This is a genomic window from Rhizobium sp. P28RR-XV (assembly GCF_012641385.1).
GTDB lineage: Bacteria > Pseudomonadota > Alphaproteobacteria > Rhizobiales > Rhizobiaceae > Rhizobium.
Genome location: NZ_JABAIG010000006.1, coordinates 229,732 through 248,787, shown reverse-complemented (window position 1 = coordinate 248,787; position 19,056 = coordinate 229,732). Strand labels below are relative to the sequence as shown.

Here is a 19,056-nt window from a genome sequence, read left to right as displayed (position 1 = left end):
CAGCATGGCTGTGCAAACTGCATCATTGTTAAACCGACTTGAAAAAGACCTCCCCGAAGGGCTGGTCGTGGATGCCGCTTGGCTTGAAGAGCGCGGTATCGCCAGCAATTTGCGCGCCTACTACGTCAAGAATGGCTGGCTGGAACAGCCGGTGCGCAGCGTCTATAAAAGGCCGCGCGGCACACTGAGCTGGCAGCAAGTCGTCATATCGCTTCAGACCCTGCTCTTGCGAACGCCGTTCTATGTCGGTGGGCGCACGGCATTGGAGCTACAGGGCTTTGCGCATTATCTCTCACATGAGACCAAGACCGTTCATCTCTACGGACCGGGCAAGCCGCCCGCATGGCTGGACAAGCTGAACCTTCCCCAGCGCTTTGTCTATCACAACAGCGCGACCCTCTTCCGGAATGATCCCGTAACAAAGGGGCTTGGCAGTCTTGCCTGGGATATCGCGGACGGAACAGGCCGTGATCTCACCCGCTTTCAGGGCGGCAGTCTGACCTCGCTTGCCTGGGGGCAGTGGGATTGGCCTTTGACGCTTTCCCAGCCCGAGCGCGCCTATCTCGAAATGCTTGATGAATTGCCGCGCCATGAGAGTTTCCATCAGGTCGATATGATCATGCAAAGTGCAGCAAATTTCAGCCCGAGACGGTTGCAGAAACTGCTGGTGGACTGTGACAGCGTCAAGGTGAAACGGCTGTTCTTCCTTTTTGCAGATCGTCACCGTCATGCGTGGCTCAAGCGTCTGGACAAGGATGCTATCGATCTGGGTAAGGGCAAACGCATGCTTGTCCCAGGTGGCAGGCTCGATCCGATCTATCTGATCACCGTGCCGGAGGACCTTGATGCCGTTTCGTGACCAGTATCAAGCCCAGGTTCGGCTGCTCATGCGCCTTATTCCCATCGTGGCGCGAGAGACCTGTTTTGCGCTCAAGGGCGGAACGGCGATCAACCTCTTTGTGCGCAACCTGCCGCGCCTCTCGGTCGATATCGATCTGATGTATCTGCCGGTCCATGACAGGCCGGAGGCTTTGGCCGGGATTGATGCCGCGATGAAGCATATCAAGGCGGCAGCACTGGCGGAGCTGCCCGGCGCGCGCGTCAGCGAAAACATTCACGATGGTGCGATCCTTCGCCTTCTCGTGATTGCGGAGGGCACACAGGTCAAGATCGAAGTCTCGCCCGTGTTGCGCGGTGTGGTTCACGAACCTTCCACGACTCCCGTCACCGAGGCCGTTGAAGAGGTCTTCGGCTTTGCCGAAACCAGCGTCGTATCCTTCGAAGACCTTTTCGCTGGGAAATTGGTTGCCGCCCTCGACCGTCAGCACCCGCGCGACCTCTTTGACGTGCGCGGCCTGCTCACCAATGAAGGGTTGAGCGATGACCTGCGTGAAACCTTCATCGTATATCTGCTCAGTCACAACCGCCCCATGGGCGAAGTGCTATCAGGCCGCGTCAAAGACCTTGCGAACGAATACCAGAACGGCTTCGAGGGCATGACCGAGGAGGTTGTTGCCATCAAAGAGCTGATAGAAACCCAGCATGAAATGATCGAGGTGCTGATCGGAGGCATGCCGGATCATCACCGTAAATTTCTGATCGGCTTCGAGCGCGGCGAACCGGAGTGGCCCTTGCTCAAGATAGGTCATGTCGCAGAGCTTCCCGCCATCCGCTGGCGGCAGCGCAATCTCAACAAGCTCAAGCCCGAACAGCGTTCCGTTCTGGTCGAATTGCTGCGAACTTCCCTCGAACGGCGCGCATAGAAACACCCGCTCTCGTGGCTTTGAACACCGGGAAGCAGGGATATTGGGAGCGTCAACTGGGTAGGGGAAGGACTGCAAGATAAAGCGAATCGGGATTCGCCCGAGCTGCGCTCTTAAGTGATTGTCTGCACATTGTTTTCCGGAACGGAAAACGGAAAAGGGCAATTTGCGCGATGTGCGGTGAATTTAAAGGCCTGGAACGAGGCCGAGATGCTGGTGATGGATCGCGCCGCCATGGAGAAGGATGGCAGCTTCGGTCCGGCCATCGGCGCATTGAAGCCGGATATCGTCATCGACATGATCTGCTTCACGCTCGACAGCGCAAGGCACCTGACGGAGACGCTTGTCGGTCATGTCGGCCATTTCCTGCATACGGGCACGATCTGGACGCATGGCTTTGCAACCGTCGTTCCGACACCGGAGGAGGCGCCGAAGCAGCCGTTCGGAGACTATGGCACCCAGAAAGCAGCCATCGAGGCATATTTGCTCGAGGAGGCGCGCCGCAGAGGATTTCCCGCAACCCTGATCCATCCCGGCCACATCGTCGGTCCGGGCTGGGCACCCCTCAATCCGGCCGGGCATTTCAATCCGTCGGCATTCTCGACATTGGCGCGCGGCGAAACGCTGGTACTTCCGAATTTCGGCCTGGAGACGGTTCATCATGTCCATGCGGATGACGTCGCGCAAATGTTCATGGGCGCGATCGCCAATTGGCGCGTTTCGACCGGCGAGGCTTTTCATGCGGTTTCAGGCGGGGCGCTGACGCTGAGAGGCTACGCCGAGGCCATGTCGCGCTGGTTCGGACATGAGCCGAAGCTGGAGTTCCTGCCCTATGAGAGATGGGCGGAAGGCCAGGCGCCGGAAGATGCGCAGGCGACATGGGAGCATATCGCCCGAAGTCCGAATTGCTCGATTGCCAAGGCCGAGCGACTGCTTGGTTACAGGCCTCGCTATACGTCGCTGCAGGCCGTTCAGGAATCGGTCACCTGGCTGATGGAGAAGGGCCAGATTGACTGACAGGTTAAGGCGTTTAGGCTCATAACCTGAAGGCCGCAGGTTCAAATCCTGCTCCCGCAACCAAATTTTCTCAACGTCATCGGTGTTTCGCCACTTCTCAATCTTGTGAGGGTGGCGTTTGTTGCCTCATCCCCACAAATCGACAGAAAAGCCGTCGTGTGATCCTTTGCAAGTTTCAACCATTCTCCGTTGCCAACTGCGCTACACGGCCGGAACGGTCGGGGTAGGCGCCCGGTTTCTGCCGCCGGCAATCGGCTGCCCGCTCCATTCGCTACGCTCCCGTGTTGCCGTTGCCTGCGTGCGCCTTCGGCTCAGAAACGCGGTCGCAAAAATCCCCCGACCGGCCGCGATAGGCGCAGCCGGATAACCAACGGGAGAATCGATCATGAAACCGACCCAAAAGAGCAAACCCGACTACGCCGTGTACGTTGTGGAAGGTGAGGGCGACAAGACGCACTGGCTCAAAGTGGGAGTCGGATGGACCCATAGCGACGGCGAAGGCATCAACATCACGCTCACGGCCCTGCCGCTCACCGGGCGCCTGACCATCCGCAAGCCGAAAGCCGAACGGGACGACGCCTAGTGCGTCTCCGAAGGTGCTGCATCGCCGTGATGCAGCACCTTCTCGTTGTAAAGAATATTGACAATATATGCTACGCATCCCAGAATTAAGGTATAACGAAAGGATATCTCCGATGGCGTCGGGTAGCATTCATGTGAAGGTCAGCGGTGCGCTGCAAGACCACATCCAGCAGCAGATTGGCGACGATGGCCTCTACGAGAACGCCAGCGAATACATTCGTGCCTTGATCCGTCGCGACCTGCAAACCCGTGATGAGGCATGGGACTCGCTCCAAAAGGAGCTTGCACCGGCCATGCGCGCGGATGACAGCGAGTTTGTCGCCGTTTCCGCCGAAGATGTTATCCGCCGCAATAAGCGCCGCTGATCATGGTGGCGTATCGCTTTTATCCGCGCGCCGACGCGGCGCAGGACAAGATTTGGCGGGATACCGTTGAGAAGTGGGGTGAGAAACAGGCGGTGACCTACATCACCGGCCTGCATACGCATTTGCAGCGGTTATGCGAGGAAAAGGCAATCTGGCGGAAGCTTCCGCAACGTCTTGCTGTTCCCGCCGATGTGAAGCGCGAGGCGTATTTCAGCCGCTACGAGCATCACTATGTCTTCTTCCGCGAACTAGATAACGGCGATCTCGGTGTGATGAGCATTTTGCATGAGCGCACGGATGTGCCCGTGCGTCTTGCCGAGGACTTGGCGGCGCTTTCAGAGAAAGCGGAGCCTTTCAAGGCATAGGGCTAGCGATTCCGAAAACGAGGGCAGGGCCCTGAAGCGGATTAATGATGCGGTTCTCAGGCCCGGCGATATCATCCTCACAACGTCCGCCGCGAAGGTCAGCAAAGGCATTCGTTTTGCCACCGGTAGCGATATCTCGCATGCCATGGTTTGCGTTGAAGGCTACTCGGTTATCGATGCGACGGCCGAGGGGGTGCAGGCTCGGAATACGCAGCGGCTTTTTTATAAGGATGCCCATCCCGTCCATATCTTGCGATTGCGCGGTGGTCTCTCCAAGCCGCAACTCGACGACGTTCTCATGTTCATGCGCGGGCATGTCGGCACTCAATATTCCAAAACAGAGGCGATGAGAACGAAGCTCAAAGGGACGCGCCCGCCGACCCGAAAGCAATTCTGTTCACGCCTCGTGGCCCAAGCCTTCTCTCATGCTGGGATTCCCCTTGTTTCCGATGCGAACTTTTGTTCGCCCGGTGATCTCAAAAGCAGCCCATTTCTGGTGTCGGTCGCGGACTCCACGGTTCCCGTGACAGCGGAGGAAATGGCTGCGTCGGAGGCGAGGCCCGATGGCACTCAAATCATGAGAGATGCGATCAACGCCATTCTCAACGGCGCGCGCAAGAAGAATCCCAACATTCAAACCTTCGATGATCTCGATGGCCATCTCATCGAGCATCCCGAAGATGACGACTACATTTGCCGTTTGGTGGCGGATTCCGGCTATCTCGTGCTCTGGAAGATCGAGCAGGAGAAGAATCCTTGGATTTATGACCTGGACGTAATGCGCGAGGGTCCGGCCGATCAAATCTCCGCCTATTGCCAAAGTGTCGTTGCGGATGAGGCAACGCCAAACCGCTACATCATAAACCGCGCCGGATATCGGCTTTTCGCCCATCAGCATGACCACCTTTATTTCAAGCTGATGGCGAGCCTCTATGATCATCTGGCGACATTGCATAATCAGAGGGTGCGGGTCGCTAAGGCGTGGCTTCATGAGAATGGCTATGCTTTGCCTCCCGAGAGCCCACCACTAACGCCGCATACACCCGAATGGTTTGCCTCCCTGCAACAATGGGACCCGCCTCAAGCAATGATGACGCGGTACGTTGTCGAGCAAGAGGGGAGTGAAGCCGTGTGTTCGGTTTGCGGAGATGAACCTGCGGCTGATTACGCCCTGGAGGCGGATGAGCGTCCGTTAGGTGGCCCCGGCACTCTTCGGCTTTGCGATGACTGCCTCGACATCCGAAGAGATGGTGGCGAATCCTATATTTCCATAACCTGAACGGATGGACGCGATCGGGCACGGGGGTGCAGGGGGTTTCCCCCTGCAAACCGCGCGAAGCGCGGTCGCGATCCGCTTTGTCCTACAATAGACAGACCACGCCAAGATAGCGCGGTAGCACGAGCGGCAATGCAAAGAGCAGGAAGCCGCCGATCGCGAGCGTTAGACCGCTCTGGCTTTTCCCGAACGAGGCCACCCACATGATGACCCCGATGCAGGTCATGAGAACCTCGATCTCGTAGGCGACGGTGACTACGGGGTGCAGCAGCGTGCAGGAGGCATGCGACCGATAGCCGAGCCATCCGGCGGCATAGTCTACGCCCCATCCCACGAGGAGGATGAAACCAGCGAGCGCGGCGAGATTGCCGACGAGGCGAACGGCGAAGGAAGAGTGTGACATAGAGACATCCTGGCGACGGGAGGGAGAAACACAGCAAAGCGGCAAAACCACAAGGCTACGGGGACCGGGAGAGACAGCAAGGTAAGAGCGCACTTATACATCGCTTCGCGACATAGGTGCTCCGGCAGCCACAGGCTTGTGGCAATCCGCCGGAAAGGAACGCCCTTGCGGGCGTGGATTTAGGGATAGCAGGCCCGCTAGTGCAGGGCCTCGATTGCGTGCTCAGGGGTGCTATCGGTCGCGCCTCCGCGAAGCTGCGCGGTCACCGTGGCGCATCCGCCGTACCCAACGCTCAACCTCTTTGGCCCGGATCAAGCCGTGCTCGTAGCGACGGTTGGCCCCGGTAGCGGCACGTTCCAGTTCCTTGAGTATCTGCGCAATCTGCTCCAATCGCTTGCGCGCATGGGCTACCTTGCGCGCGGCTTCATCCCGGCGCTGCTTGTCTTCCCGGGCAACCTTTCAGCGATTAAAACGGAACTTCGGCCCCTTGATCGCACCTTCAGCCTTGAATGCGGTGCGGCGCTGCCAGTAGTCGAGTTTGCGGTTCATGCGGTCGAACCGTCGATTGATGGCGACAAGATCCCGCTTGAGCTGGGTATTGTTGCCGGCGACGATCTGCTCCAGCCAGGATAGCCGCATGCCCTTGTCATAGGAGGGATAGTCACGTCGCCGTCGTTGGGCTTTAGCCTCCGAAGTGGCGGGGGTGCGTTGGCGATAAGCGTTAGCCTCGCGTATCTGACTGACGGGGTTTTGTCCATTGCGGACAATCTGGCGTGCCTTCGGCCCGACGTGAATTTCCGGCATCCGGTTCAGTTCCAGCGCGCGCGCCATATCGCTCCGCGCCAATGCCTCGTTCCTTTGGGCTTCCAATGTGCGGTGATCGATCCTTGCGCGCTTTCCGGTGCGCTCCAGGGCGAGATTGCACGCGATAGCCCATTCGAGGCTTTATCTTTGCAATGGCTGCAAGGTGTGTCGATCTTCCGAGGGCCATAATGTTTTGGCGCAACACATGTCGTTTTCATCTACAGATAGAAACAATCGGAATCTTACAACTTTTTCTTAAATCCTACGCTCTACGAAACGAATGAGCTGAGAGGTGGGATATGAGACGAGATAAACAGAGGCAAGGACAGTTGCAGCGCGTGTTGGAAGCCTTGAGCCAGAATGCGCCTGCCGGTTCGCAAGGCGAGGCGTGGAACGCAATTTTCAACGCCGTGCAACAAGTGCAGGCCGTTGACAGGTACGGGACATCCTGGACGATTCCGGCGTTGGATGCGCCCAGTTCCCGACCTTATGGCAACGGGGGAACCGCCCTCCGGCTGATTGGGCACCATGTCTATCTCAACGCCAATGGTGCCTACCGTATTATTGACCTCAGTAGCGGTGAGCCAGTTCATCTTTTCGATAAAGAGAATGCGGCGGGCATGCGTTTCGCAGAAGTTCCCGGTTACAGGATGCAACTTTAGCAAGGCCCAAAGGGCGACCGCACCGACGCGGCGACGCTCGACGCCGTACTGGCCGCTGCCGTCAGCGGTTTGCTGGTGATCCCGATTTCGCATACCTTCACCCTGGATGAGATTGGCGTCGCTCAGGAGGTGGTTGCGGCGGGAGCCCCCGGTAAAGTCGTTCTGAAGCACTGAGAAACAGGAACGTTGCCTGTGACCGGCGATGCCGACTTCATACTCGTTATCGTCGTGCCCTCCATGGCCGATTAGGAGGCGCCGCCTGTTCTTCGGCAACAACAACGTCAAACGCTTTCGCACCCTCTTCGCCATGGACTGGATCAAGATGGGGTGGGTGAAGGCCGCTGTGGTGGGAAGCATTGCGGCCTTTGCAAATGATCGCTTATGCTGCCAGTTGAGGTATTCGGCGTTCCATAGTCGCAGGAACGCCGCCACAGCATGTGTCGCATAATAATTCCCGTCGCAGCGGTCCGCCGCCTGACGTCCCCGCGGCAAGTGTCGCTGCGGCAGCCGCAAGAATGCTCGAAGTCATCAGTCTGATCGTAAGAGGCGCTTGCGAGGTTGCTAATCAGCCCGCAAACTCATTTAAGTGACATCATTGGCTTGGTGCATTGGCCAGGACTGGCCACGTCGCGAGCTATCCGTCGCCAATGTTGCTTCAGCAAGAAGCCAATCGATGAAATAAGCAACCTCTGCACGTTCCCGGGTTGATTCAGGACAAACACAATAATAGTTATGCATGGCAGGCACGGTGAGCGCTAGTGGCTGCACCAATCGGCCCTCGTCCAAGTCACGCTGGGAAACAATTTCATCGCTCAACGCGATGCCGTAACCGTCTCGTGCCGCCTGAAGCACGATCCCGAAATCGTCAAAATAGACATCCGAAAATCCGGCATACTCGATCCCGGCGGCGGCCTGATATCGTCGCCATTGAAGACCATCATCCTCGTGAAGGAGCCGGTGATAGGCGAGATCGCTCATCTCGCGGACAGCATGGGGACCACGCAGGAGCTGGGGACTGCACACCGGAGTCATCCGGATACCGTGCAGCAGATGCGACCAGAATCCGGCCCATGGCGGCATTCCGTAGACGATTGCCACATCAGCCTTCCGCCAATCGACGGCCGCAAAGCGGCTCGCGGTCACGACGTTCAGGGTCATGTTGCGGCTTTCTTCCATGAACTTGAACAGGCGAGTGGCCAGCCACGTCACGCCGTGAACCTGCGGCATAGAGATAGTAAGTGCACCTTTTCCCAAATTGGCGGACTTTTCCGCGGCCACCTCCTGGACGCCTCTTGATATTGCTTCCATCGCTTTGCGAGCTGATCGCTGCAAGATCGAGCCATATTCCGTCAGCGCCAGCCTCCGGCCACGCTTCTCGAACAGCTCCACACCGAGAGACAGCTGCAGCGACTTGATCTGCTGACTGACCGCGCCGGGCGTGACATGCAGCTCGGCCGCGGCAGCGCCCAGATGGCCCAAACGAGCGACACATTCGAAGACGCGCAGCGCGTTGAGAGGGGGGAGAGACATCAATGTTCCTTCAAGAGCAGGACGCGCATCGTTTAGTTTTTCTACATCAGAATGCGCAAAACAAGTAGCTTGTCTACATGAGTATTCTCTGTAGCAATAGAAGGCGTCTCCTATGGACGATAAAAATAAAGGGAACGCAGAAATGAACAGACTTATGAAAAAGGCACTTTTCTCGCTTTTGGCTACAGCTGCGTCGGGATACGCCGGCCAATCCTACGGCGCCGATCAAAAACCGGACTTTGTCTCGAACGGTGTTGTGCGTGTATGCACCGCCGGCGATTTTCCGCCGATGCAGTATTATCAAAATCCCGGTGACACAAATCTGGTCGGGTTCGAAATCGACGTCGTCGATGCGATCGCGAGGGAATGGGACGCAAAGGCAGAATACGTCATCGGTGATTTCAAGGGGCTGCTTCCGTCTCTGGATTCCATGCGGTGCGATCTCGTCGCAAGCGGCATCATGATCACGCCTGCGAGGCTGGAGAAGTATGATGGTGTTCCCTATTTCGGCTCGCATGTCGTTCTCGTAGTGCCAAAAACGGACGACGCGACGAAGTCTACTGACGACATGAGCGGGAAGGTCATGGCGATCGAGGCGGGCACCACCTACGAGACGGTAATTTCCGATCTCAACAAGAAACTCGCGGCAAGTGGCAAAGATCCTGTGACGATGCAGACCTACCCGTCGGCGTCAGGCGTCATCCAGCAGATTCTGGTGGGCCGCGCGGCCTCCACCATTACACAGGACACCACTGCAGCCTTCCGCATGATGCAGATGCCCGATCGCTTGAAAATTGCTTATACTTACGACGAAAGCGAGACTTACGGCATCTACATGCGAAAGAACCCGCAGAACCGACAAATGGTGAAGGCAGCCTTAGAGTCGCTGCAGGCGAGCGGCCAGATGAAGGCGTTCTTGGCGAAGTGGAGCCTGCCTGAGAACTCAACCGCCGTTTCTCACGACTGATGAGCGGCCAAGCCGATGTTCGACTTCGACTTATTCGTCACTGCTCTGTTCGGCTGGCCTCTGGCGAAAGGGGCCATGCTAACCTTGGTGTTGTCAATCCTCGTCATGGCGGTGTCGCTTGTGATTGGCTCCTTCTTCGGATTGGCGGCAGGCTCAAAAAAGAAGCTGGCCCGCTGGTCGATCGCATCCTACATTTGGCTGTTCCGTGGCGCTCCGGCCTTGCTAATTTTGCTGTTCATCTGGAATGGGCTTCCTCAGCTTTCGCAAGTCTTCCGGGCTGCCTGGTTCAGCCCGTTTGTCGCAGCATTTCTTGCTCTCACCCTGATCGAGGTTGCTTATCTTACCGAGATCCTACGTAGCGCCTTTGCCGCTGTCGGCCGCGGCCAACGTGAGGGAGCGGAAGCGCTCGGATTCCATCGGGGGCAGATCTTTTTCCTCGTGACGCTACCCCAGGCAATGCGCATCGCGGTTCCCGCATTGGTCAATGAGTTCATTTCGCTGCTGAAGTCGACCTCGCTTGCGACTGTGATTTCGCTCAAAGAACTTATGACCGTAACGCAGTTCGCGATCGCCACGAGTTTCCGTTTTCTCGAATGGTACGGGGCAGCGCTCGTCTACTACATGGCAATGGTTTCAGTTCTCACGGTCGTGCAGATTAAGGTCGAGCGGCGACTTTCGCGTGGCCATCGCTGATCGCAGCTTGTTCAAACTCGAACTGGGGAACGATATGTCCCGTAATCTCTCGTTAGTCGGGCGTGCCTCCGAAGGGCCGGCCGTGCGCCTTGTCGAGGTCGACAAATGGTATGGGCACTTTCAGGTCCTTCATGGCGTTTCGCTGGACGTGCCGCGCGGCTCAAGGGTCGTTATCTGCGGACCGTCCGGGTCTGGAAAGTCAACGCTGATCAGATGCGTCAACCGGCTCGAAGCCCATCAGCGAGGTTTGATTTCCGTCAATGGCGTGGAACTCACTGAACAGACCGGCCGAATAGATCGGATTCGAGGCGATGTCGGAATGGTCTTCCAGCATTTCAATCTCTTTCCGCATTTGACAGTCCTCGAGAACTGCACTTTGGCGCAACGCTGGGTGCGCAAGCGAACGCGCAAGGAAGCGGAGGCGATTGCGATGGCGTTTCTGGAGCGGGTGAAAATACCCGAGAAGTCTGGGTCTTACCCGGGACAGCTTTCCGGTGGCCAGCAACAGCGCGTCGCGATAGCGCGCGCGCTTTGCATGAACCCCAGCATCATGCTCTTCGATGAACCAACCTCAGCTCTTGATCCTGAGATGGTGAAGGAAGTCCTCGATACGATGGTTCGCCTTGCCGATGACGGAATGACAATGATCTGCGTCACGCATGAGATGGGGTTTGCCCGACAGGTTGCAAGCGAAGTTGTCTTCATGGACGAAGGAAAAATTGTCGAGCGGAACGAACCCGACACCCTTTTTTCATCACCGTCGCACGAGCGCACAAAGCGCTTTCTCAGCAATCTTCTGCATTAAGGGTGACAATGATGAACCCGTCGCCCTGGTTCGAAGCAGAGCAACTCTCGGAGCACGTCGTCCGCGTCAGCGAGCCGAGCGTCCATCGCTTTTTCCGTGCCAATATTTATCACGTGAAAGGTGAAGATGCGGATCTCGTTATCGATTTCGGCATGGGCCTCCAATCACTGGGCAAGTTTCTGGATATCGACGCAAGCAAGCCGATATTGGCTGTTGCAACACACGTACATGTCGACCATGTCGGTTCATTCCATGAATTCGACCACCGCTTCGGCCACGCGGCCGAGGAGGGCGCCTTCTCGACGATGCCAGACATGGCAACGTTGGCTCACTATTTCCGAACCCAGTCTGAGTGTGTCTCACGTTTGCCCACGAGTGCGTGGGATCCAGCAGATTTCGGGCTAGCCGTCGCGCCGCTAACAGATGTCGTTACCGAAGGTTTGGTCATCGACACCGGCAGCGCTTCATATCGCGTCCTTCACCTGCCGGGTCATTCGCCCGGCTCGATCGGATTGCTCGATGAAAGCAATGGTATTCTCTTCTCCGGTGACGCCATCTACGACGGCACCCTCGTCGATGATCTGCCGGGCTGCAATATCGACGAGTACCTCGACACAATGAGCAGACTACAAGAGCTTGATGTTTCCATCGTCTTTGGTGGACACGGAGCACCGATGTCGCGTGAACGCATGCATCATGTTGCCGAAAACTACCAGAGAAAGATGGCTCGGTAGCCTCTCATCAGGAATGGTTCGAATGCCGGCAATTGGCTTCCAAATCAAAAGGGAGAAGTTCCATGAATAGTCCGGAAAAACTGGCACGCCTTCGGGAAAGATACGCGAACGCGTCAGGCGGCGACATTTTCGACACGGAATTTGCCGCCGTCGCACGATCACAGTTTACAACTGGCGACAAACGAAAGTGGCCATTCGCTGGGATCCCGACCTTGCTGGACGCTCCATGCCGTCCGGAGTTCCAGGATCTTGCCGATTTTGGCGGTCTGGATATTGCGCTCTTGGGCGTTCCGATGGATCTCGGCGTGACGAACCGCAATGGCAGTCGATTTGGTCCTCGCGCCCTTCGAACAGTCGAACGCATCGGGCCATATGACCACGTCCTCAAATGCGCTCCGTTCGGAATAAGAAATATCGCCGACATAGGCGATGTTCCGATGCAAAGCAGGTACGATCTTGCCCAATGCCACCACGATATCGAACAGTTTTACAAGAGGCTAGTCGCGGCTGGCGTTCGACCGCTTTCGGTCGGAGGCGACCATTCCATCACGTCCTCAATACTCAAGGCCGTTGGCGAAAAACAGCCGGTAGGAATGATCCACATCGATGCCCACTGCGATACCGCGGGCCCTTACGAAGGCGCGAAGTTTCAGCATGGCGGTCCGTTTCGGCTTGCCGTTCTCGATGGCGTCCTTGATCCTGATCGCACAATCCAGATCGGGATTCGTGGCGGTGCGGAGTATCTCTGGGAGTTCTCCTACGAAAGCGGGATGACCGTTATTCATGCCGAGGAAATCGAAGGTATCGGCATGGAGGCCCTCATCGCTCGCGCTCGCCAGATCGTTGGTACTGGCCCAACCTATATTTCCTTCGACATCGACAGCATCGATCCGGGATTCGCACCTGGCACCGGCACACCGGAGGTTGGGGGATTGATGCCGCGCGAGGTTCTCGAGCTTTTGCGTGGCCTCAAGGGGCTTAACGTGGTGGGCGCTGACGTCGTCGAGGTGGCTCCTCAATACGACGCAACGACAAACACTGCCCAGATCGCTGCGCAAATGCTGTTCACCATCTTATGCCTGATGGTGCATGCGAAGAGCGAGTTTTGAAGAGGTATTCAAAAGCGCCCGTCGCGGCTTGTCATCGTTAGCAGCGAGGTCGTCAAAGCGCGCGCTCTGATGAACGTGAGATTTTCGTCGCTTCACACGGGATGGAAGAGAACGATTGCCAGAATCCGCGCGGCGAAGATCTGGTCAGTCCTACTGAACTGGCAGGAGGTTGAGGATTATGCAGGAGATAGACTTAGGCGGGTTCCTGCCCGAGCTGCGCGACATCCGCCAGCACTTGCATAGCATTCCGGAAATAGGCCTGGAAGAGCATGAGACCTCTGATTTCATTGCCGCAAAGCTCGAGGGTTGGGGGTTTCAGATCACTCGATACCTTGGAAAGACTGGATTGGTCGCGTCGTTGCGCCGCGGCGCCGGAAATCGCTCAATTGGACTGCGCGCGGACTTTGACGTACTCCCAATCATGGAAGAAACGAAACTGCCCTATGCCAGCGGGCATTCCGGCGTTATGCACGCTTGCGGCCATGATGGCCATGCCGCAATGCTCCTGGGTGCGGCCTGGTTGCTGTCACACACACGATTTTTCCGGAACCGTGCATTTCATATTCCAACCGGCGGAAGAGAATTTTGGCGGCGCTCAACTGATGATCGACGATGGCCTCCTCGATCGGCTCCCTTGCGATGAAATCTTTGCGCTGCATAACTGGCCGGGTCTGACAGCGGGCGTTTTCTCTTCGAGGCCTGGCCCATCGCAGCCTCCATCGACGCAGTCACCCTGACGATCAGGGGACTTGGAGGGCATGGCGCTGTCTTGCCGATCATGTCCAATGGCGGCTCGATCATCCTCAACACCTCCTGGCTCGGCCAGGTCGGCACGCCTGGCCGCGCGGCTTTGTCGGCGTCGAAGGCCGCGTGCGGTCCTTGACCCGAGTGCTGGCGGCCGAGTTCACCGATCGGAAAATCCGTGTCAATGCCGTCAGCCCCGGGCCGATCGAGACGCCGATCCACCGCGCACCGGGCCAGACCGAGGAGGAATTCCGGGTCTACGCCGATAAGGTCGGCTCAAAAGTGCCGGCCGGCCGGATGGGCAAACCCGAGGAAATCGCCGTCGCGGTCGCCTTCCTCGCGAGCGACAACTCGAGCTACATGCTCGGGGCCGAGATCGCCGTCGACGGCGGCCTCGGGGGGGCTCTGACGATGCTGCTGAACGACCATCTATGCGTGCGGACCGTGGTTCACGTCGCGGCACAAATCCCGTTGTGCTGATCGCCATAATGGCTCCACACCAACGGACATGTGGCGCGGACGCCGAACGAAACGATGCCACGGTCGTAGCGGCGAAGCAGTTCCTCTTCGAGATACTGCAACCGGGTACATCGCACCGGGGAAGCCGTAGCGCCATGCTGTCGATCGTCAGGGCCATGCTGCCACCTCAGCTTTCTTCGGCGGGGAGCGCGTAGCGAAGCACGTGCAAATCATCATCGTCGTCTAGCGTGATTTCGAGCACCTGGTTCACCAGATCAGGATCGGCGTCGAGTTCGATCAGAGCCTGCTCGAAGAGTTCGATCTGCATATCGAGATCCATGCCGGGCGGGCCGTTGAGGCAGACCAGGCCGGCATGGATCGCGACATCGGCATACTGCCCCTTCGTTCCGGGCTTGTCCCTTGGCCCCCGGAAGTCGACCGAGTTCTTGGTTACGAAGGTCCAGTCACCATCAAGGATGATCGGCGTCAACTCCCAGTCTTTACGGCGAGCCCCAGCCAAACGATATGGCTGGTTTCGCCGTGGTCTTTGTCGATTGCGATCTTCGCAAGCTCCGGGCTAAGACATTCGTCGATTAGAAACTTCATCCCGCCTTCCTACGGCGAGGTACGCGGCGGTCGGTGACGATGGTCGAGCCTTCCGGGAGGTCTCCGGATACGCGAGGCCGACCGCGGAGCGGGTTGGCTTCCGCGTAGATCGCGGCAAGGCGAACCTTCTCGGCGTCGAGGCTTGGCCAAGCGTCAAGGATGCGCTCGATCGGGCGACCGGCGGCGACGGCTGCGGAGACATCGTAGACGGGAACGCGAGTGCCACGAATGACCGGCGTACCGCTGAGAATATCGTCGGAGGTCCAGACGATTTCGCGCGCCGCGGCCAGATCGTCCAGCCGCTCGCTCGTACCCTTCACGAAGGGCAATAGATCGATGGTCAGGAACTCGTCGCGGACGGTCCAGTCTTCGCGCAGCAGCGCCGCCCAGGCAAGCGCACGGGAGCGCGTCAGCCGAGGGCCGGCAGTCTTAATGGCGAACAGCCGTTCTTCCGAGGTGAGGCGCTTGGCGCTCTCGAAGTAGAACGCGATGAAGGAGCATGCGCCAGCGAGAACATGCCGCCCGTTGTCGAGCGACACGAAGGCATCTGGCAGGATGCGCTCATCAATGACGCGGTTAATGTCGCGCAGGCTCACGCGCGAGACGACAGCGGCCTCGGTCGCCTTCAGCATTTCCGCGACAGCGGGCATGTAGGCCTCCTGATTAAATCTTCCGATAGACCGGAACATATAATCAGAGGCCCGAAATCGCAAGGTCTGACGTGGGCATTCGCACCGCTGCATCTCGAAACATAGGGAGATGTAGGGTCTTGGTGCACGATGCGACGAAGGACTATGGAGAAAATTTAGAATTGGGAAATCGGAGCGGCGCCGCGTGTTGTTCTACGCGGCGGCACGAAACAGGTCGCGATGATCCGCCATGGCAACCTGTTCCAGGATGCGTCGGTAGGTCGAGAGAAGGCGCAAGTTGAGATGGTTGCGTACCCCCGCAACCAACGCTACAGCATGCCATATGCACCAAACCTACGATCCGATGCGATGGATATCAATGGGTTCAAATCCGCTTCAACATGCTTGCTTCGATTGGCCAGATAGGCTCCAGGCGCCACATTGAATGTATAGTAGAGGCGCTCGATGAAAAGTCGCCGCTTGCCAGAGCTTCCTTGATCGTCGGATTTTGATACAAATCCTCGGATAATGCCTCCTTAGTTCCGAGCTATCGTATCACTGCCCGAATCTCTCTCAACGCCAAATCGCCCACGCTCTACTGACGGTGCGTGGCATCGCGCGTCTTGTGGAGCTGCGCGACGCCGGCGTAACGGCCGCCACGATGAGCCGCATGGAGCGGCATGGGGAGGTGCGCCGGCTTGCACGCGGCCTTTATCAGCTCTCCGACGCGCCGCTCGACCCCAATCATAGCCTGGCTGAGGCTGCCAAACGGGTACCCAAGGGCGTTGTCTGCCTTGTGTCGGCCCTCGCGTTTCACGGCCTGACGGACCAGCTTCCGAAGCAGGTGTGGCTGGCGATAGGTCAGAAGGACTGGGCTCCGAAATCCGACAGCACGCCTGTGCGGATCGTGCGTTTCACCGAAACACTGCTCAATGAAAGCGTAGAGACCCATGTCGTCGAGGGCGTGCCCATAAAGGTCTTTGGGATCGTCAAAACAATTGCGGACTGTTTCCGATATCGCAACAAGATCGGCCTGTCGGCGGCAATCGAGGGCCTCCAGGAAGCGCTTCGGCAGCGTAAGGCCACTCCCGGCGAAATTGCAAGACAGGCCGAGCACGGCGGCGTCACCACGGTGATCCGGCCTTACCTTGAGGCGCTGACCGCCAATGGCTAAAGAGATCAAGAACATCGGCGCTTCTGTGCGTGCACGCCTGTTGCAACTCGCCAAGGCAAGTGGCCAGAGCTTCGACTTGGTTCTGACCCGTTTCGCTCTTGAGCGGTTGTTCTTTCGACTCAGCCGCTCACCCCACGCTGATCGCTTCGTGCTGAAGGGCGCGATGCTGATGATGAGCTGGTTCGACGATCCGCATCGCGGCACGCGCGATCTTGATCTGTTGGACTTTGGCGATCCGAGCGCTGCGCCGATGCTTGCGATGTTTCGTGAGATTCTGGTGCAGGACGCCGGCGATGGTGTGGAATTCGACGCTGATGCACTTCGTGTCGACCGCATTCGCGAGGAACTGAAGTATGGCGGGCTCAGGCTCAGGACGACGGCCTCGATCAGCGGCGCCCGGATCAGTCTGACGATCGACATCGGTTTTGGCGATGCACTGGAGCCTGGCGCCGAAGAACTGGACTACCCTTCCATTCTCGACTTCCCAATACCCCGACTAAGGGGCTATGCGCGGGAAACCGTCATTGCCGAGAAGTTTCAGGCGATGGTGGCGTTGGGGCGTACCAACACTTGGATGAAAGATTTCTACGACGTCTGGATTCTCAGCAGGTCGTTCGATTCCAGCAATGACAGCTTGGCGCGGGCAATCGCTGCCACTTTCGAACGGAGACGCCGATCCCAACGGAACTACCGGATGCTTTAACGGAAGCATTTGCCAGGGATCAGCAAAAGCAGCGGCAATGGCGAGCGTTTGTTAAAGACCTTGCTCATAATCCAGGTGAATTGATGAATGTCGTCACGGACATCGTCGCACTCCTGATGCCTCATGCCATTGCAGCCGCGAGACGGGGCAAATGAGCAGCTTGGTCTTTACCGTTGGATTGTGGAGGGCGTTACGGATATTGTTGAGACCTCGAGCCAGACTCTAAGAATTTAGCAGGAATTTCAAATATATACCAAATGCACAATCAGGTCCGGCATCAACCACCCTTAAGCCAGGCATCCAGGCCCCTGGCTGCCGCGCGGCCCGTCGCAAAACAGGCGGTGAGGAGGTAGCCGCCGGTCGGCGCTTCCCAATCGATCATCTCGCCGGCAACGAACATGCCGGGGAGCTTTTTCAGCATGTATCTCTCGTCGAGTTCACTCCAACGGATGCCGCCGGCCGACGAAATGGCCTCGGCGATCGGCCTTGGCCTCAGCAGCGGAATCGGCAGGGCCTTGATCAGGCGCGCAAGTCTTTCTGGATGAGAGAGCGCAGCCGGATCGGCAAGCTCGCGCAGCAGGCCAGCCTTGACGCCTTCGATGCCGGCACCCTTGCGCAGACGATTGGAGAAACTGGCTTTGGGATCCTGCCGCGCCAGATCGCGCGCCAGACGCTCCTCGTTTCGGCCGGGTGCCAGATCGACAATCAGCGATGCGTCCCCCTTTTTCGCCAAACGATCGCGCAGCGAGGCGCCGTGCGCATAAACGAGGCTGCCCTCGATCCCGGTTTTCGAAATGACGAACTCGCCGGGCAAGGTTCCGGCTTCCGATGTTGCCGTGACGGCCTTGAGGGGTTCTCCGGCAAAGCGTTCGCCGAACGGCGCGCTCCAGGTCACGTCGAAACCGCAATTGGCCGGCTGGAAGGTGGCGACATCGATCCCCTTGTCGCGAAGCCAGCTGACCCAAGCCGCGTCCGAACCCAGCCGGGCATAGCTCGCACCGCCGAGCGCGAGCAGAACGGCGTCATGCCGGACAGCCTCGCGTCCCCGCGGCGTTTCGAATGCAAGGCCACTATCCTCGAAGCCGCACCAGCGATGCCGTGTCAGGATGCTGACGCCTCGCGCCTCCAGCCTCGTAAGCCAGGCGCGCAGGAGCGGGGATGCCTTCATGACTTTCGGGAAGACGCGTCCGGACGAGCCGACGAAGGTTTCCGTTCCCAGGCCCTCCGCCCAGGTCCTGACATCATCAGGCCCGAATTCGTCGAGTGCCGCGCGCAATCGGGTCGAAGCTGCGCCGAAGCGGTCGGCAAAACGGCTGTAATCTTCCGAATGCGTGATGTTGAGGCCGGATTTCCCCGCCAGCAGAAACTTGCGCGCGACCGTCGGCATGCCGTCGTAGACCACGATATGATGGCCGAGCGGGGACAAGGTCTCCGCCGCCATCAACCCCGCGGGGCCGCCGCCTATGATTGCGATTTGCTTTTCAGTCATGGTCGTCCGGTGCCGCTTGCCTATTGCTCTCTTGGGCCGGACCGGGTCCGAAAGCAAGGTCGTTGCGGCTTTCCGGCTCATTTGGCGTGCCGGGCCACTCGGCTCCGGCGAAAACGCGAACCCCTCGTTTTCGGCGGCTTTCGCCGCCATGTCCGCATTTAAATAGATATAACCATA

The 19,056-nt window shown here is 58.2% G+C and carries 21 protein-coding genes and 5 pseudogenes; 20 read left to right on the top strand and 6 right to left on the bottom strand.

The features are described 5' to 3' along the window. Positions 1-4: 4 nt before the first annotated feature. The 7 genes and pseudogenes from HGP12_RS14930 (at position 5) to HGP12_RS14900 (ending at position 5,371) form a co-directional block, all read left to right on the top strand. Positions 5-859, top strand: coding sequence for a type IV toxin-antitoxin system AbiEi family antitoxin domain-containing protein (locus HGP12_RS14930; RefSeq protein ID WP_168841785.1), 855 nt, complete (start codon positions 5-7; stop codon positions 857-859). Further along, entirely contained in the window at positions 846-1,763 is a 918-nt protein-coding gene (locus tag HGP12_RS14925) for a nucleotidyl transferase AbiEii/AbiGii toxin family protein (RefSeq protein WP_168841786.1), read from the top strand. Before HGP12_RS14930 ends, HGP12_RS14925 begins: the two co-directional genes overlap by 14 nt. Positions 1,764-1,979: 216 nt before the next feature. Further along, positions 1,980-2,780 (top strand): annotated as a pseudogene (locus HGP12_RS14920) (NAD-dependent epimerase/dehydratase family protein); the annotation flags it as partial. 385 nt (positions 2,781-3,165) lie between these two features. Beyond that, positions 3,166-3,363 carry a hypothetical protein gene (locus tag HGP12_RS14915; RefSeq protein WP_168841787.1) on the top strand — a complete coding sequence of 66 codons (198 nt, stop codon included), beginning with the start codon at positions 3,166-3,168 and terminating at the stop codon, positions 3,361-3,363. A gap of 112 nt (positions 3,364-3,475) precedes the next feature. After that, a complete protein-coding gene (locus HGP12_RS14910) occupies positions 3,476-3,727 on the top strand; it encodes a type II toxin-antitoxin system ParD family antitoxin (RefSeq protein ID WP_168837993.1) in 252 nt (83 codons plus the stop codon). 2 nt (positions 3,728-3,729) lie between these two features. Next, entirely contained in the window at positions 3,730-4,092 is a 363-nt protein-coding gene (locus HGP12_RS14905) for a type II toxin-antitoxin system RelE/ParE family toxin (RefSeq protein WP_168841788.1), read from the top strand. Beyond that, positions 4,013-5,371: a YiiX/YebB-like N1pC/P60 family cysteine hydrolase gene (locus HGP12_RS14900; protein WP_168841789.1), complete on the top strand. Its 1,359-nt coding sequence runs from the start codon at positions 4,013-4,015 to the stop codon at positions 5,369-5,371. Before HGP12_RS14905 ends, HGP12_RS14900 begins: the two co-directional genes overlap by 80 nt. A gap of 82 nt (positions 5,372-5,453) precedes the next feature. Here the strand turns inward: HGP12_RS14900 and HGP12_RS14895 are convergent, their stop codons facing one another. Further along, positions 5,454-5,771: a hypothetical protein gene (locus tag HGP12_RS14895; protein ID WP_168841790.1), complete on the bottom strand. Its 318-nt coding sequence runs from the start codon at positions 5,769-5,771 to the stop codon at positions 5,454-5,456. Positions 5,772-6,230: 459 nt separating this feature from the next. After that, positions 6,231-6,602 carry a hypothetical protein gene (locus tag HGP12_RS14890; protein ID WP_168841791.1) on the bottom strand — a complete coding sequence of 124 codons (372 nt, stop codon included), beginning with the start codon at positions 6,600-6,602 and terminating at the stop codon, positions 6,231-6,233. Positions 6,603-6,874: 272 nt separating this feature from the next. Here HGP12_RS14890 and HGP12_RS34050 point away from each other — a divergent pair, with 272 nt between their 5' ends. From HGP12_RS34050 to HGP12_RS34045, 3 genes and pseudogenes are all read left to right on the top strand, one after another. Continuing rightward, positions 6,875-7,237: a hypothetical protein gene (locus tag HGP12_RS34050; RefSeq protein WP_246703391.1), complete on the top strand. Its 363-nt coding sequence runs from the start codon at positions 6,875-6,877 to the stop codon at positions 7,235-7,237. A gap of 18 nt (positions 7,238-7,255) precedes the next feature. After that, positions 7,256-7,411, top strand: a pseudogene (locus tag HGP12_RS34650) (NADP-dependent oxidoreductase); the annotation flags it as partial. Between the two features lie 18 nt (positions 7,412-7,429). Further along, positions 7,430-7,565, top strand: a pseudogene (locus tag HGP12_RS34045) (Lrp/AsnC ligand binding domain-containing protein); the annotation flags it as partial. Positions 7,566-7,819: 254 nt separating this feature from the next. On the opposite strand, the gene HGP12_RS14880 reads toward HGP12_RS34045, so the two are convergent. Then, complete coding sequence (locus HGP12_RS14880) at positions 7,820-8,767, bottom strand: LysR substrate-binding domain-containing protein (RefSeq protein WP_168841792.1); 948 nt, start codon at positions 8,765-8,767, stop codon at positions 7,820-7,822. Between the two features lie 112 nt (positions 8,768-8,879). On the opposite strand from HGP12_RS14880, the gene HGP12_RS14875 reads away from it, so the two are divergent. The 8 genes and pseudogenes from HGP12_RS14875 (at position 8,880) to HGP12_RS14845 (ending at position 14,299) form a co-directional block, all read left to right on the top strand. Then, positions 8,880-9,734, top strand: a complete 855-nt coding sequence (locus HGP12_RS14875) for a transporter substrate-binding domain-containing protein (protein WP_246703390.1) — start codon at positions 8,880-8,882, stop codon at positions 9,732-9,734. 15 nt (positions 9,735-9,749) lie between these two features. After that, a complete protein-coding gene (locus HGP12_RS14870) occupies positions 9,750-10,427 on the top strand; it encodes an amino acid ABC transporter permease (RefSeq protein WP_168879146.1) in 678 nt (225 codons plus the stop codon). 34 nt (positions 10,428-10,461) lie between these two features. Beyond that, a complete protein-coding gene (locus HGP12_RS14865) occupies positions 10,462-11,232 on the top strand; it encodes an amino acid ABC transporter ATP-binding protein (RefSeq protein ID WP_168841794.1) in 771 nt (256 codons plus the stop codon). 8 nt (positions 11,233-11,240) lie between these two features. Then, the gene (locus HGP12_RS14860) at positions 11,241-11,966 is read left to right on the top strand and encodes an MBL fold metallo-hydrolase (RefSeq protein ID WP_246703389.1); all 726 of its coding nucleotides are present in this window, start codon (positions 11,241-11,243) and stop codon (positions 11,964-11,966) included. Between the two features lie 62 nt (positions 11,967-12,028). Then, on the top strand, positions 12,029-13,075 hold the full coding sequence (gene speB, locus HGP12_RS14855; protein ID WP_168841795.1) for an agmatinase: 1,047 nt from the start codon (positions 12,029-12,031) through the stop codon (positions 13,073-13,075). 178 nt (positions 13,076-13,253) lie between these two features. Next, a pseudogene (locus HGP12_RS14850) lies at positions 13,254-13,841 on the top strand (amidohydrolase); the annotation flags it as partial. A gap of 3 nt (positions 13,842-13,844) precedes the next feature. Further along, positions 13,845-13,958, top strand: a complete 114-nt coding sequence (locus tag HGP12_RS34040; RefSeq protein WP_246703420.1) for an SDR family oxidoreductase — start codon at positions 13,845-13,847, stop codon at positions 13,956-13,958. Between the two features lie 5 nt (positions 13,959-13,963). After that, on the top strand, positions 13,964-14,299 hold the full coding sequence (locus HGP12_RS14845; protein ID WP_312862896.1) for an SDR family oxidoreductase: 336 nt from the start codon (positions 13,964-13,966) through the stop codon (positions 14,297-14,299). A gap of 166 nt (positions 14,300-14,465) precedes the next feature. Here the strand turns inward: HGP12_RS14845 and HGP12_RS14840 are convergent, their stop codons facing one another. Both HGP12_RS14840 and HGP12_RS14835 read right to left on the bottom strand, forming a co-directional pair. After that, a complete protein-coding gene (locus HGP12_RS14840) occupies positions 14,466-14,768 on the bottom strand; it encodes a hypothetical protein (RefSeq protein ID WP_246703388.1) in 303 nt (100 codons plus the stop codon). Positions 14,769-14,880: 112 nt separating this feature from the next. Beyond that, the gene (locus HGP12_RS14835; RefSeq protein ID WP_168841796.1) at positions 14,881-15,534 is read right to left on the bottom strand and encodes a DUF433 domain-containing protein; all 654 of its coding nucleotides are present in this window, start codon (positions 15,532-15,534) and stop codon (positions 14,881-14,883) included. 562 nt (positions 15,535-16,096) lie between these two features. On the opposite strand from HGP12_RS14835, the gene HGP12_RS14830 reads away from it, so the two are divergent. Further along, on the top strand, positions 16,097-16,687 hold the full coding sequence (locus HGP12_RS14830; RefSeq protein WP_168841849.1) for a type IV toxin-antitoxin system AbiEi family antitoxin domain-containing protein: 591 nt from the start codon (positions 16,097-16,099) through the stop codon (positions 16,685-16,687). Further along, positions 16,680-17,545: pseudogene (locus HGP12_RS14825) on the top strand (nucleotidyl transferase AbiEii/AbiGii toxin family protein). The gene HGP12_RS14830 and the pseudogene HGP12_RS14825 overlap by 8 nt, the downstream one beginning before the upstream one ends. Before the next feature lie 122 nt (positions 17,546-17,667). Here the strand turns inward: HGP12_RS14825 and HGP12_RS14820 are convergent. Then, the gene (locus HGP12_RS14820) at positions 17,668-18,879 is read right to left on the bottom strand and encodes a TIGR03862 family flavoprotein (protein WP_168841797.1); all 1,212 of its coding nucleotides are present in this window, start codon (positions 18,877-18,879) and stop codon (positions 17,668-17,670) included. Positions 18,880-19,056 lie beyond the last annotated feature (177 nt).

What these genes read in the sequence shown, in the direction of transcription:
- HGP12_RS14895 (WP_168841790.1), bottom strand. Translation starts at nt 5,771, where the DNA reads ATGTCACACTCTTCCTTCGCCGTTCGCCTCGTCGGCAATCTCGCCGCG.
- HGP12_RS14930 (WP_168841785.1), top strand. Translation starts at nt 5, where the DNA reads ATGGCTGTGCAAACTGCATCATTGTTAAACCGACTTGAAAAAGACCTC.
- HGP12_RS14880 (WP_168841792.1), bottom strand. Translation starts at nt 8,767, where the DNA reads ATGTCTCTCCCCCCTCTCAACGCGCTGCGCGTCTTCGAATGTGTCGCT.
- HGP12_RS14870 (WP_168879146.1), top strand. Translation starts at nt 9,750, where the DNA reads ATGTTCGACTTCGACTTATTCGTCACTGCTCTGTTCGGCTGGCCTCTG.
- HGP12_RS34050 (WP_246703391.1), top strand. Translation starts at nt 6,875, where the DNA reads ATGAGACGAGATAAACAGAGGCAAGGACAGTTGCAGCGCGTGTTGGAA.
- HGP12_RS14900 (WP_168841789.1), top strand. Translation starts at nt 4,013, where the DNA reads ATGAGCGCACGGATGTGCCCGTGCGTCTTGCCGAGGACTTGGCGGCGC.
- HGP12_RS14890 (WP_168841791.1), bottom strand. Translation starts at nt 6,602, where the DNA reads ATGGCGCGCGCGCTGGAACTGAACCGGATGCCGGAAATTCACGTCGGG.
- HGP12_RS14910 (WP_168837993.1), top strand. Translation starts at nt 3,476, where the DNA reads ATGGCGTCGGGTAGCATTCATGTGAAGGTCAGCGGTGCGCTGCAAGAC.
- HGP12_RS14925 (WP_168841786.1), top strand. Translation starts at nt 846, where the DNA reads ATGCCGTTTCGTGACCAGTATCAAGCCCAGGTTCGGCTGCTCATGCGC.
- HGP12_RS14905 (WP_168841788.1), top strand. Translation starts at nt 3,730, where the DNA reads ATGGTGGCGTATCGCTTTTATCCGCGCGCCGACGCGGCGCAGGACAAG.
- HGP12_RS14820 (WP_168841797.1), bottom strand. Translation starts at nt 18,879, where the DNA reads ATGACTGAAAAGCAAATCGCAATCATAGGCGGCGGCCCCGCGGGGTTG.
- HGP12_RS14865 (WP_168841794.1), top strand. Translation starts at nt 10,462, where the DNA reads ATGTCCCGTAATCTCTCGTTAGTCGGGCGTGCCTCCGAAGGGCCGGCC.
- HGP12_RS14835 (WP_168841796.1), bottom strand. Translation starts at nt 15,534, where the DNA reads ATGCCCGCTGTCGCGGAAATGCTGAAGGCGACCGAGGCCGCTGTCGTC.
- HGP12_RS14860 (WP_246703389.1), top strand. Translation starts at nt 11,241, where the DNA reads ATGATGAACCCGTCGCCCTGGTTCGAAGCAGAGCAACTCTCGGAGCAC.
- speB (WP_168841795.1), top strand. Translation starts at nt 12,029, where the DNA reads ATGAATAGTCCGGAAAAACTGGCACGCCTTCGGGAAAGATACGCGAAC.
- HGP12_RS14875 (WP_246703390.1), top strand. Translation starts at nt 8,880, where the DNA reads ATGGACGATAAAAATAAAGGGAACGCAGAAATGAACAGACTTATGAAA.
- HGP12_RS14915 (WP_168841787.1), top strand. Translation starts at nt 3,166, where the DNA reads ATGAAACCGACCCAAAAGAGCAAACCCGACTACGCCGTGTACGTTGTG.